This window comes from Burkholderia sp. JPY481, from assembly GCF_038900515.1.
Classification (GTDB): domain Bacteria; phylum Pseudomonadota; class Gammaproteobacteria; order Burkholderiales; family Burkholderiaceae; genus Paraburkholderia; species Paraburkholderia youngii.
This window is the reverse complement of record NZ_JAYMRT010000002.1, coordinates 163,622-176,206: the sequence shown is the minus strand read 5'-3', so window position 1 is coordinate 176,206 and position 12,585 is coordinate 163,622. Positions and strand designations below refer to the sequence as shown.

Here is a 12,585-nt window from a genome sequence, read left to right as displayed (position 1 = left end):
CACTACTGAACGTAAAGGAAAGTGCAACGATGAAACTGCTTCGTTATGGGCCGAAGGGCCAGGAAAAGCCGGGCCTGCTGGACGCGCAAGGCAAGATTCGCGATCTGTCGAAGGTGGTGGGCGATATCGACGGCGCTGTGCTCGGCGACGAAAGCCTCGCGAAACTGCGCGCACTCGACCCGGCAACGCTACCGGTCGTCGAAGGCAATCCGCGCGTGGGCCCGTGCGTCGGCAAGATCGGCAAGTTCATCTGCATCGGCCTGAACTACGCGGATCACGCGGCGGAATCGAATCTGCCGGTGCCGGCCGAACCGGTCATCTTCAACAAGTGGACGAGCGCGATCAGCGGCCCGAACGACGACATCGAAATCCCGCGCGGCTCGAAGAAGACCGACTGGGAAGTCGAACTCGGCGTCGTGATCGGCAAGGCGGCGAAGTACGTCGACGAAGCGAACGCGCTCGAGCACGTGGCCGGCTACTGCGTGATCAACGACGTGTCGGAGCGCGAATGGCAGATCGAGCGCGGCGGCACTTGGGACAAGGGCAAGGGCTTCGACACGTTCGGCCCGATCGGCCCGTGGGTCGTCACGCGCGATGAAGTCGCCGATCCGCAGAACCTGAGCATGTGGCTCGAAGTGGACGGCCATCGCTACCAGAACGGCAGCACGAAGACGATGATCTTCAGTGTCGCGAAGCTGGTGTCGTATGTGTCGCAGTGCATGAGCCTGCAGCCGGGCGACGTGATCTCGACCGGCACGCCGCCGGGCGTCGGCATGGGCGTGAAGCCGAATCCGGTATTCCTGAAGCCGGGGCAGACGGTGCGTCTGGGTATCGAAGGGCTGGGCGAGCAGACGCAGAAGACTTACGCGGCGGAGTAACGCGCTCTCTCTTCCCGTCTTGTCGCTGTGAAATGCAAGGCCGTTCCTGTTACGCGCAGGAGCGGCCTTTTTCATGCCGCGCGGCTTTAACTCCCCGCCTCCTGCTCGCCATTCTCCCCAATCCGATTCACGGTCCCCTGCGCAACCGCCACCAGCTTCTCGCGGTTCCCTTCCATCACGAACACGCTGCACTGGCAGGTCGCCTGATGCCTGCCCGCATAGACGACGCTAGCGCGCGCGATCAGCGTGCCCTTCACGGCCGGGCGCAGGTAGTTGATCTTGTATTCACCGGTCACGACTCTCGGACCCAGCGACAGCGCGCCCGCGAACGTCAACGCATTATCGGCGAGATAGCTGATGACGCCGCCATGCACGAAACCATGCTGCTGCCGCAGTTCATCGCGAATCGGCAGACACAGGGTGAGCTCTTCGCTGCTGGCGTGCATCAACTCCGCGCCTAGCAGCATGCTGAACGGCTGGGCGTGCAACGCGCCGCGCGCCCGGTCGAGTAGGTCGGTCATCGTGGTTCCTTCGTGCAGGGTCGGGGTGGTGCATCGGTGCAACGGAGCATCCGCGCGGCGAGCACCACGCGGTCCCTACCCACTCTAGGAAGTGCCGCTGCGCTGCGCAAGGTGAATCCTCGCGATGAGCAGCGCATTGTTGCGCAAAACAACCTCAATCGCGACGATCGACGATGAAACCGGCACGTAGAGCGCTTTTTGCGGGAATTGGCCTCAAGCCGCCAATCGGCCTGCCGTTAACCCTGGTGTAGCCTCCGTCATCCTCTGTTCCCAGGTGTCCCCGATGTTCAGCAAGATCAAGGTCGCATCCGGCCTGCTATGTGTTCTGGCCGCGTTCTGCGTCTTCCAACTCGTCACGGTAGGGTTGGGCTTCTGGTCGCTGACGCGCACGCACGACGACGTCGGCGATCTGGCGAGCATCGCGCTGAAGCAGGTCGACGCGGTCAACCAGACGACGCAGCGCCTGATGGACGCGCGCATCAACCTGTCGCGCGCCGGCACGCGCATGGTGCGCGGCGGCGCCGAGCCGACGGACATCGTGCAGCACGCTCGCGAACAGCTCGCCGCCGCCGATCAGTCTTTCGCGGGCTTCATGAGCGCCCAGAAGACCAGCGACGAAGACAGCGCGCGCGCCACCGCGCTCGCCGAACGCTACAAGGCGTTGCACGGCGCGCTCGCGGAGCTCGTGCAGTATCTCGACTCGAACAACATCCAGGCCTTCCTCGATCAACCCACGCAATCGTTTCAGGACGCCTATCTGGCGGAAGTGCACAACTTCGAGCAATTCGGCGACGCCGCGAGCCGCGCGTCGCTCGCTTCGATCGATGCGCGCGTGGCGGCGTTTCGCATCGTCAGCGTGGTGATTCTGCTCGTGCTGGTCGCCGGCACGCTCGCCGTCTATATGGCGCTGCGCCGCGGCGTCGTGGCACCGCTCGAGGAGGCGGGCCGCCACTTCGAGCGCATCGCGCAAGGCCGTCTCGATCAACCGATTGCCGCGCGCGGCAGCAACGAAATCGGCCGGCTGTTCTCGGGCCTTGCCACCATGCAGGCGAGCGTCGCACGCACCGTCAGGAGCGTGCGCGAATCGGCCGACTCGATCCATCTCGGCGCCAACGAAATCGCGACCGGCAACGCCGATCTGTCCGCGCGCACCGAAGACCAGGCGGCATCGCTCGAGGAAACGGCGTCGAGCATGGAGGAACTGACGGCGACCGTGCGCCAGAACGCCGATCACGCGCGCGAAGCCAACGCGCTCGCCGAGACCGCGCTCGATGCAACGTCGCGCGGCAGCGAAGTCGTCAGCCAGGTGGTCGACAAGATGCGCGGCATCGCGCAGAGCTCGGATAAGATCGCCGAGATCATTTCGGTGATCGACGGCATCGCGTTCCAGACCAACATCCTCGCGCTCAATGCCGCCGTCGAGGCGGCGCGTGCCGGCGAGCAGGGCCGCGGCTTCGCGGTCGTGGCCGGCGAAGTGCGCGGTCTCGCGCAACGCAGCGCGCAATCGGCGAAGGAAATCAAGACGCTGATCAGCGAATCGGTCGCGGAGATTCAGGGCGGCTCGGCGCTGGTCGAGCGCGCCGGCGAAGCGATGAGCCATGTGTCGGCGTCGATCTCGCGCGTCACGCAGATGATGGCCGAAATCAGCGCGTCGTCGCTCGAGCAGAGCACAGGTATCGAGCAGGTGAACCAGGCGGTCGTGCAGATGGACGAGATGACGCAGCAGAACGCGGCGCTCGTCGAGCAGGCCGCGGCGGCGGCGGCTTCGCTGCATCAGCAAACCGAGCAGTTGAAACAGGCCGTTTCGGTATTCGAAATTTCTGAAAGTGTGTTGCGCACGCAACAGCGCGGAGCAATCTCCGCCGCCAATGCTGAATACGCATTAACCGCGACGCATGCCCTTTAAAGCGGCGACGCTTGAAAACGACGCAGAAATAGAAAATGGCTCGCATATTGCGAGCCATTTGCATTAGACGCAAGGGCCTATGGAGGCGCCTATCGTGACGTCCAAGTCTGCCTCAAAGTACCTGAAGGTACTTAGATCGACTGGATGTTTGCAGCCTGCTTGCCCTTCGGGCCTTGCTTGACTTCGAACGACACCTTCTGGTTTTCCTGCAGGGACTTGAAGCCCGATGCCTGGATTTCCGAGAAGTGTGCAAACAGGTCTTCGCCGCCGTCGTCCGGGGTGATGAAGCCAAAGCCCTTTGCATCGTTAAACCACTTAACAGTACCTGTTGCCATTTTTAATCCAAATAAATGTTGTGTATTGCATCGCGACCGCATTGCTCGAATGCAAAGCGAGCGCGAGGGGAGAGTTGTATCACGTCTTTATGACAGACGCCAATCAACATGCATCCGGGTATTCCCGGTTTTGATGTTTTTTCGCGCCTTGAGAACGTCTGGCGAGAACTTTTTTGCGCCAGGGTTTACCAGCGGCATCAAATTTTCCTTGCGAAGCGGCAGCGGATCTCCGTCCGGGCATGCGCTCTTTATTGAGACGATCAAGCGTCCAATTTCATCTATCGATGTCCAAATTCGCCTAAGTTCCCGCTCCCGATTCGTCACCCGCGGGCAGTGCTGCATAGGCGGTGGCCAGGTGATAGGGCGTGGTTGACGGCATGTCGTCGCGCGCAACTTCCCCGCTCGACGTCTTGCATTCGAACCAGCCATGGTCATGCAAAAAGCATCGCTGAAAACGTGCGATCTGTTGCGGCAGCGCCGCACGCACGGCCGGATCGTCGTGACAGGCGAGCGCGCGCAGGTATTCAGTCTGCGCCCAGATCCGCTGCGTCGCGTCGCTGACGTTGCCAGCCTCGTCGAGCGATGCGCACACCCCGCCGTTGTTCGCGTCCACGCCATGCTGCTGCGCGAAGGCGAAGGCGCGCGCCAGCGCTTCGATTAGCCCGGTACCGTCGAACAGCGCGCCCCCCTGCCTGACCAGCCAATACCACTCGAACTGATGTCCCGGCTCAAGACGGTTGTCGCTCGCACCGATCGGCAATTCCGCGATGCAGCCGCTCGGCGCATGCACGAAGTGTCGCGCGACCGCGCCGGCGAGCCGGCGCACCGCGGCGCCGAAGACGTTGTCGCGCGTCGCCTGGCAGGCGGCGAGCCACGCTTCGGTCAGGTGCATCAGCGGATTCTGCAGCGGCGTGGCGGTGACCTTCGAAAAGTCGGCGTTCAGCGCGGCGTTGAATAGATCGCCGTCGGCCGCGAAGTTCGCCTGGATCAGCGCGGTCGTGCTGTGCACGAGCTTCAGCGCGTCGAGGTTGGCGGAGCGCCGCGCGTATTCCGCGCAAGCGAACACGACGAACGCGTGCGTGTAGAGGTCCTTGGTCGTCTCGAGCGGTACGCCGAGCGCGTCGACGCTGTAAAACCATCCGCCGTGGTCGGCGTCCCGAAAGGTGCGCGTCAGCGAATCGAACAGCACGCGCGCGTGTTCCATGTCGCCCGCTTGCGCAAACGTGAACAACTGCCGCGCGCACGCCATCGCCCGATAGCGTTGCGCGGGCAGCGGCTCGCCTCCGGTGGCGTCGAGCGCTTCGTAGGGCAACTGCAGCGCGTGGTTGAAGCCGGGCCCGCGCCACATCGGCAGCACCACGTTCGCGAAGTGCTCGCGCAGCGCGTTCGCGGTGGTGGTCGTCGAAGCAGGGGGAGGGGTCGTGCTTGGCATGGTCGGTTGGTTCGGGCGCGTAACGTGCGCAGTGTATCGAGGCGGCGCTCAGGGTGGCGGCTCAGGGTTCCGCTCGGCCAGGTCGCTGTGGTCTGCGGCCTAGCATAAAGCAAACGCCTCGCGCTGACACCTCGAGTCAAACATCCGGAATGCTCGACGCCTACGAGGCGTGACGTGCGCTGTGCCCTCGCTGCAGCTCATTTCATATAAGGAGGAACAACGATGCTCAGTGATCTCGAACTGATCTCCGTCTGGTGCTGGCCGCGGTGCTCGATAGCGTGATCGGCTACGAGCGGGAGCGGCTGTCGTGGGCGGCGGGCTTGCGCACGCAAATGCTGGTCTGCGTGGGCTCGGCGCTCGTCATGATCGTGTCCGCGTATGGCTTCGCCGCGGTGCTTGGCGAGCATGTGATCCTCGATCCGTCGCGGATGGCCGCCCAGGTCGTGTCGGGCATCGGCTTTCTGGGGGCGGGCTCGATCCTGCTGCGCGGCGAAATCGTGCGCGGGCTCACGACCGCCGCGAGCGTGTGGTCGGTCGCGGCGCGCTGACGTTCCATTCGCTGCACGACGAACTCGGCGCCGCGTAGTCCGCGCGTCAAGCAATTCGTGATGCAGCAAAGTGACGAGGCGAACGAGTGCGACGAAGTGATCATCACGCTGCACCGTGTGTCGAACGCGGAATACGAGTCGATCTGCGCGCGCCTTCGGCAATTGCCGGGAGTGCGGGAATTCCGCGGCGACGACGCGAGGTCGTGACACGCGCGAGGGGCTCGAAAGCGCGCAAATCGTCGGGGAATGGCTTCGGCGCGGGCGGAGCGCCATGCGACAATGCTGGCTCTAAATATTCCAACGGCAATGACGAGCGGCATCCGGCGCCCGTTCCTGGCGACGACCGCTTTTTCCTCTATGGCAGATTCCGCAGCATCCCCGCAGTCCAGGCCCCAGCGCGTCGCTTCGAAGAAGCAGCGGCAGGGCGCCGTCTCCACTGAGACCGAAAACAAACTGGCGCGCGCGGCGCGCTCGGCGCAACGCCTCGCGCAACTTAGCGGCGTCGCCCGCGACGACAGCACGCTCGACCTGTTCCCTGACGATCCAACCCGCGCGACGCTCGAGGCGATGAACATCGACGTCCGTCAGGGCACGCTGCACGGCTTCGAATTGCCGGACGTGGTGCTGCAGGCGGTCGGCGCATTCGATGAACACATTGCGCTCGACAAGACAACGCGCCGCGCACCGCGTGCGGCGAAGCCGGATGTACCGATGCCGGTGAACGAGCAGTTGAGCGGGTTTGACGTCGAACCGTCGATGGCGGCTGCGGATGCGCCCGCCAGCAAGCTCGCGAACGGCGCCCCGGATGTAGCAACGCCGAACGCCGAAGCAAACACCGACGACAAACCCACCCCGCTTTCGCGTGAGTCATCCGCGCCGCTGAGTTCGGCGATGGCCGCCGCGACCGTCGCGCGCAGCGTGACCGCATTGCGTCAAGCGGCTGAAGCGGAGTCGGCCGCGACGGCGGGCGCGGGCAGGCCGCAGCAGCGTTTCGCCGCGACCTTTGCGAGAGCCGCGACGGCATCGCGCGATGCGACTGCGGCTGCGATTCCAGCGTCGTCCGCAACGTCCGCCACGACCGACGACAGTAGCGCCAGCCAGTTCACCATCGAGTCCGCGACGCGCACGCAGTCCGCCTCGCCAGAGCCTGTAACGGCGAAACAGGACGACAAGCCCTCGACCACCGCGCCGTTGACGACACCCCGGCCCGCATCCGCAGATAACCACAGCGGATTCGCCACGTCATGGCGTGACGCGCGCCGCACCGACGCGGCCGCCGCCGCGCTACGCTCGGAACCGGAACTCGACCACGCGCGCGCCACCGCGTTCGCCGATACGGTCGATGCGCTCTATGGCGTAATCGCTGATCAGCGCCGCGCCGCGACCGATCATTCGCGGCGCGTGAAATGGATGCTGTCGATCGTGGTCGGTGCGCTGCTGGTGACGGTGGCAATCGGCGTCGCGCAGACGCTGCTGCTGATGCGCCTCACGCACGAAACGACGGCCCAGCAACAGCGCATCGAACAGATGATACAGAACCAGCAAGCGGCGATGGTTAGCCTGCTCGACGCGCATACGGCGATGGCCGCGACGGCGAACGCGGCGTCCGCGCCCGCCGCCGTCACGACGCCCACCGCGGCGCCCCCCAACGCGCCCCTACAGTCCAGCGCTACGCCGACGCACGCGAGACACGCTCGCGCTCAGCACGGCCACCCGCCCGGGCGATGAATCGGGAATGTTGTCGCGATGCAACACCTCCCGGCCCAATGGCATCGCGACAACCCACCCCACCGAAATTTTGCTGCATTGCACTAGCTTTTTCCTAGGGGAAACCCCTATAATCGTGACTAAGGGAAAACCCTAGCAATGCAGTCACTAACCGGGAGTCGCCATGAGCTTCATCTTTGCACTGTTCCAAAAGATCAGCGACCTCTTTGCGTCGCCTCATCTGCCGCTGGATTCGGACTATTCGTATGCGGCGCGTGCCCGCGAAGCGGAGCGTCTGCGCCGCGCGCAGTCCACGCTGTTCGGCATCAAGCTGACGGACTAAGTCCGGCCGTAACCGTCCTGAGCGCGACACGACGCGCTGGGGCGCGCACTTCGGGTGCATTATTCATCGAGCCACTATTCGCGAAATGCGGATCGTGGCTCTTTGTTTTTGGGGATTCTGTTACCGCGATGCACCATTGCGCGACGAGGCTGGCCTTGCCCGCGCCAGGCCTGCTGCACTCGTCCGATTCCTTGCGAAATATTTCGGGGCCGAAATGAATGTAACCGGCTTTCATGCCGGTTCAGCGAGTCGAACAACGGTGCCGCCGCGTAAGCCTTGTTCAATGCAGTGAGAAGGCGAAATCGAGCTTCGATCATCCGCCGCCAACTATGAAATGCACGCTTACAAGTGCTAACGTCTCGACGCGATCCAGGCCGCTAAAGTGGGTCTCAAGCGTACGGCGTCTGGTTCGGAAGCGAATCGAACGATCCGGACAAACACGGACGCTGGCCTGGAATAAAACTTTGAAGGGAGGTCATTATGAAAACCTTTGGCAAGGCATCGCGCTCACTGATCGCAACGCTGCTCGCGGGCGGCGCACTCGTCGCGGCTGGTAGCGCATTCGCGCAAGACCGCGTGATCGTCGAGCACGGCCCGGCGCCGGTCGTGTACGGTCAACCGCACACGATGCCGGTGGGCTTGTCGATCAACATCGGCTGGCACGGCGATCGTTACTGGGACGGCCACCGCTACTGGGCGCACGACGACTGGATGCGCCGTCATCCGCACGACTACGATCCGCACCATCGCGGCGACTATCGCGACGATCACCGCCCGCCGCCCCCGCGCTACTAATGCGGACCTGACCGCGCCGCAACAGGCGGCGCGCGTCCACGAAGCCGGCCTTCTCTCCGCGGGAAGGCCGGCTTCGTCGCATTTGGGCTTGCAGGTCCGACCGGGGTATTGCTGCGTGCTGCGCTATGCTTCGGGACTTTGATCGACGGTGGTGGGAGTGCGTGTGGACAAGACGACGCAGGATGTAGCGATAGGGGTGGTGGGCACGGGACTGATGGGTGTCGGCATTGCGACGCAGGCCGCGCTGCATGGATACCGGACGATCGTTCACGACGTCGATCCGGCCAGGCTCGCGAGCGTCGCGCCGAAAGCGCAAGCGGTGCTCGACGAGCTGATCGACGCGGGCCGGATCGATGATGCCGCCAAACAGGCAGCGCTCGCGCGCATCGAAACGCATGCGCAGCTCGATGCGGTCGCGCAAGCGCGCTTCGTGATCGAGGCGATTCCCGAGGTGCTCGAACTCAAGCATCGCCTTTACACGACACTGACCGGCCTGCTCGCCGACGATGCGATCCTCGCGAGCAACACCAGCGGCTTCCCGCCCGACCAGCTCGCCACCCCGCTGCGCGCGAAAGAACGTTTCGTGATCGCGCATTTCTGGAACCCGCCGCACATGATCCCGCTCGTCGAGGTCGTGCCGGGCACCGAGACCGCCCCCGAAGTCGTGCAACAAACCGCTGCGCTGATGAGCGCGATCGGCATGGAACCGGTCGTGCTCGCGAAGGCGATTCCTGGTTTCGTCGGCAATCGGCTGCAGTTCGCGGTGCTGCGCGAGGCCTTGCATATCGTGCGTTCGGGGGCAGCAACGCCCGAAGTTGTCGATCGCGTGATGAAGGCTTCACTCGGACGCCGCTGGGGCATCGTCGGACCGTTCGAAAGCGCGGATATGGGCGGGCTCGACACCTTCGTCGACATCGCGTCGCATCTGATGCCGCAACTCGCAAAGGATGAGGACGTGATCGATCTGCTGCGCGCGCAGGTCGACGCCGGGCGGCTCGGCGTGCGCAGCGGCGCGGGTTTTCATGATTGGGACGAGGAGCGCATCGCGCGGGTCAACGAGGGGCGCAAGCGCGTGATCGGGCGCGGCTAGTGCTGTTATAAATAGCCGTTCCGGACCTGCTTCTGCTCCCCTTTTTTGCGCTGACTATCACTCGAGTCTCAATTCATGCCTCACTACTTTTACGACCCCGCCGCCGGTCACGGCCTGCCGCACGATCCTTTCAAGGCGATCGTCGCGCCGCGGCTGATCGGCTGGATTTCGTCACGCGATGCGCAAGGCTCGCTCAACCTCGCGCCGTACAGCTTTTTCGGCGCGTTCGCGACCTTTCCGCCGATCATCGGTTTTAGCAGCGAGGGCCGCAAGGACAGTCTCGCCAACATCGAGGCGACCGGCGAATTCGTGTGGAATCTCGCCACCCGGCCGCTCGCCGAGCAGATGAACCGCTCGTCGGCGCCGGTCGCGCCCCACGTCGACGAGTTCGCACTGGCCGGGCTCACGCCGGCGCCGGGCCGCAACGTGGCGGTGCCGCACGTGGCCGAATCGCCCGCTGCGCTCGAATGCAAGCTGCTGGAGATCGTGCGTCTGCATGATGTCGACGGCAAGCCGATGGACAACTATCTGTCGCTCGGCCAGGTGGTCGGCGTGCACATCGACGAGGCGTATCTGAAGGACGGCCTGTTCGACACGCATGCCGCACAGCCGATCATGCGCGCGGGTTATCGCGCCGACTATGCGCAGATCGGCGAGATGTTCCAGATGATCCGGCCAACGGCCTGAACGCTCAGGACGTCGCGGACGGCGGTTTGCGCGACGACTGCCCGGACGGTTGGGCCGACGAATCGCAGTTGCCGCTCCCGCTTCCGCCTACGGGCGCATCCACCTCCACCCCGACAACGGAGGCCGCGACCGGCGCGGCCGCCGCGACTTCCGCCGCGGTCGCCGCGGGCACCGGCTGGATCGGACGCGCGCGCGAACTGACGAGCACCGCGCGCGGTTCGTTGTCGTAAATCACGGCCCGCACGCGCGGATAAATGTGCCGCTCCCAGCGACGTCCGCTGAACACACCGTAGTGGCCGACGCCCGTTTGCACGTAATGCGTCTTCAGATACGGCCGCAGACGATCGCACATGTCCTGCGCGGCGAGCGTCTGACCGACTGCGCAGATATCGTCCTTTTCCCCTTCCACGGTCAGCAATGCGGTGCGGCGAATCTTCGATGGCTCGACCAGACGCCCCTCGACTTCGAGCGCGCGCAACGGCAGCGCATGCTGCTGAAAAACCGTGTCGACGGTTTCCAGATAGAAGTCGGCGGTCAGATCCATCGTCGCGAAGTACTCTTCGTAGAACGTGCGAATCGTGTCGGCCTTTTGTGGATCGCCCTTGCCGCGCTCGTAGTACATCGTTTCGAACGACTCGGCGTGGCGGCCCGGATTCATCGCCATGAACGCGGCCAATTGCACGAAACCCGGATACACGCGACGCTGCGCGCCGGCAAAACCGAACGGCACCGCGCTGATCAGGTTGCGCTCGAACCACTCGATCGGCCGGCTCCTCGCCAGTTCGTTGACGCGCGTCGGGTTGATGCGCGTGTCGATCGGGCCGGCCATCAGCGTCATGCTGGCCGGCTGCGCGGGATGGTCGTCGGCGGCCATCAGCGCGACGGCGGCTAGCGCCGCGACGGTCGGCTGGCAGACAGCGAGCAGATGCGTGCCGGACCCGATCGTCGCGGTGAAGTCGATCACGTGGCGCACGAATTCGTCGAAGCCGAAGCGGCCCTCGCCGAGCGGCACGTCGCGCGGATTGTGCCAGTCGGTGATATAGACATCGTGCTCGGGCAGCATCGTGCGCACGGTTGCGCGCAGCAGCGTCGCGAAGTGTCCCGACATCGGCGCAATCATCAGCACGCGCGGCTGCGGCGTTGAAAGCACGGCGTCCTTGCGAAAGTGCAGCAGCGAGCAGAACGGCGTGCGCGCGACGACTTCCTCGATCACCGCGACCGGCTCGCCTTCGGTGACGACGCTGTCGATGCCGAACGGCGGCCGCGTCGGCGTGAGTCCGCCGAGTATCAGCAGTTCGCAGGTCGCGCGCAGCGAGCGTCCGTGGGGCGTAGCCGCGAATGCGGGCCACGCACCGAGCGAGTGGTTCGCCAGCGCCGCGCCGTGTCGCAGCGGCAGCAGCATGTCGGCGCAGGCCTGATAGGCGGGATAGGCGAACAGATTCATACTTTCACTCGAATGCGCCAGAAAAACAGGAACCCGAATAAAAGCAAGCGGTGCGCCAGGCGCTGGCGCGCGTCGCCCGGTGTGCCGAGCTATGTCGCGGCATGTCTGCGTGCGTCGGCATATCACTTGCATGCGTAGGCGAAACGGGCCGGCCTTGCCGCGCTTTGGTGCGCGCGCGCACCGTGGCGTGCATGAGTGCAGGCACGCGCGGCGCGATACCGGATCTGGAGGACACACGCATGGGAAATACTACGCTCACGATTAGCAGCAGGAACTATTCGTCCTGGTCGCTGCGCGGCTGGCTGCTGACGAAGTTCAGCGGCTTGCCGTTCGAAGAGCTCGTCGTGCCGATCGACGACCCCGCGACGCGCGCCGAACTACTGCTGCTATCGCCGTCGATTCTGGTGCCATGCCTCGTGCACGACGGCGTCAAGGTCTGGGACACGCTGGCGATCGCCGAATATCTGAACGAGCTGAAGCCGCAAGCCGCGCTGTTGCCGCACGAGGTCCGCGCCCGCGCGCATTGCCGCTCGATCTGCGGCGAGATGCATTCCGGGTTTGCGTCGTTGCGCTCGGCGCTGCCGATGAACCTGAAGGCGCATTTCCCGGGCTTCAAGGTCTGGGCGCGCGCGCAGTCGGATATCGAGCGGATCGTGACGATCTGGCGTGAATGCCTGAAGGAGTACGGCGGCCCGTTCCTGTTCGGCGAGCGGACCGCGGCGGACGCGATGTACGCGCCGGTGGTCACACGTTTCGTGACCTATGACGTGCAACTCGATCCGGATATCGTCGAATACGGGCAGCACATCATGGCGCTGCCCGAAATGCGCGAGTGGATCGCGCTCGCGCGGCAGGAGGTCGAGGAGATCGACGAACTGGACGTGGAGTTCTGAGCGCTG

Annotated in this window: 12 protein-coding genes and 1 pseudogene; 9 read left to right on the top strand and 4 right to left on the bottom strand. The window is 64.5% G+C overall.

Annotated elements, in window-relative coordinates:
- Window positions 1-29 precede the first annotated feature (29 nt).
- Window positions 30-878, top strand: a complete 849-nt coding sequence (locus VSR82_RS06100) for an ureidoglycolate lyase (protein ID WP_368583504.1) — start codon at window positions 30-32, stop codon at window positions 876-878.
- Window positions 879-964: 86 nt separating this feature from the next.
- Here the strand turns inward: VSR82_RS06100 and VSR82_RS06095 are convergent, their stop codons facing one another.
- The gene (locus VSR82_RS06095; protein WP_176120798.1) at window positions 965-1,399 is read right to left on the bottom strand and encodes a PaaI family thioesterase; all 435 of its coding nucleotides are present in this window, start codon (window positions 1,397-1,399) and stop codon (window positions 965-967) included.
- Between the two features lie 283 nt (window positions 1,400-1,682).
- Here VSR82_RS06095 and VSR82_RS06090 point away from each other — a divergent pair, with 283 nt between their 5' ends.
- Complete coding sequence (locus VSR82_RS06090) at window positions 1,683-3,305, top strand: methyl-accepting chemotaxis protein (RefSeq protein WP_410848760.1); 1,623 nt, start codon at window positions 1,683-1,685, stop codon at window positions 3,303-3,305.
- Between the two features lie 131 nt (window positions 3,306-3,436).
- Here VSR82_RS06090 and VSR82_RS06085 read toward each other — a convergent pair whose 3' ends face one another.
- Window positions 3,437-3,640 (bottom strand): cold-shock protein, encoded by a 204-nt coding sequence (locus tag VSR82_RS06085; RefSeq protein ID WP_013092907.1) that lies wholly within the window; start codon window positions 3,638-3,640, stop codon window positions 3,437-3,439.
- Window positions 3,641-3,938: 298 nt separating this feature from the next.
- A complete protein-coding gene (locus VSR82_RS06080; RefSeq protein ID WP_498857522.1) occupies window positions 3,939-5,072 on the bottom strand; it encodes an AGE family epimerase/isomerase in 1,134 nt (377 codons plus the stop codon).
- 222 nt (window positions 5,073-5,294) lie between these two features.
- Here VSR82_RS06080 and VSR82_RS06075 point away from each other — a divergent pair.
- From VSR82_RS06075 to VSR82_RS06050, 6 genes and pseudogenes are all read left to right on the top strand, one after another.
- Window positions 5,295-5,827, top strand: a pseudogene (locus VSR82_RS06075) (MgtC/SapB family protein).
- Between the two features lie 150 nt (window positions 5,828-5,977).
- On the top strand, window positions 5,978-7,348 hold the full coding sequence (locus tag VSR82_RS06070) for a hypothetical protein (RefSeq protein ID WP_429456391.1): 1,371 nt from the start codon (window positions 5,978-5,980) through the stop codon (window positions 7,346-7,348).
- A 163-nt stretch (window positions 7,349-7,511) separates the two neighbouring features.
- Window positions 7,512-7,670, top strand: coding sequence for a hypothetical protein (locus VSR82_RS06065; RefSeq protein ID WP_176107149.1), 159 nt, complete (start codon window positions 7,512-7,514; stop codon window positions 7,668-7,670).
- A gap of 480 nt (window positions 7,671-8,150) precedes the next feature.
- Window positions 8,151-8,465 carry a hypothetical protein gene (locus VSR82_RS06060; protein ID WP_429456393.1) on the top strand — a complete coding sequence of 105 codons (315 nt, stop codon included), beginning with the start codon at window positions 8,151-8,153 and terminating at the stop codon, window positions 8,463-8,465.
- A 214-nt stretch (window positions 8,466-8,679) separates the two neighbouring features.
- The gene (locus VSR82_RS06055) at window positions 8,680-9,555 is read left to right on the top strand and encodes a 3-hydroxyacyl-CoA dehydrogenase family protein (protein WP_429457744.1); all 876 of its coding nucleotides are present in this window, start codon (window positions 8,680-8,682) and stop codon (window positions 9,553-9,555) included.
- 75 nt (window positions 9,556-9,630) lie between these two features.
- A complete protein-coding gene (locus VSR82_RS06050) occupies window positions 9,631-10,242 on the top strand; it encodes a flavin reductase family protein (RefSeq protein ID WP_429456395.1) in 612 nt (203 codons plus the stop codon).
- 4 nt (window positions 10,243-10,246) lie between these two features.
- Here VSR82_RS06050 and VSR82_RS06045 read toward each other — a convergent pair whose 3' ends face one another.
- Entirely contained in the window at window positions 10,247-11,686 is a 1,440-nt protein-coding gene (locus VSR82_RS06045) for a polyhydroxyalkanoate depolymerase (RefSeq protein WP_368583510.1), read from the bottom strand.
- Between the two features lie 239 nt (window positions 11,687-11,925).
- On the opposite strand from VSR82_RS06045, the gene VSR82_RS06040 reads away from it, so the two are divergent.
- Window positions 11,926-12,579, top strand: a complete 654-nt coding sequence (locus tag VSR82_RS06040) for a glutathione S-transferase family protein (protein ID WP_368583511.1) — start codon at window positions 11,926-11,928, stop codon at window positions 12,577-12,579.
- The last annotated feature ends 6 nt before the right edge of the window (window positions 12,580-12,585 follow it).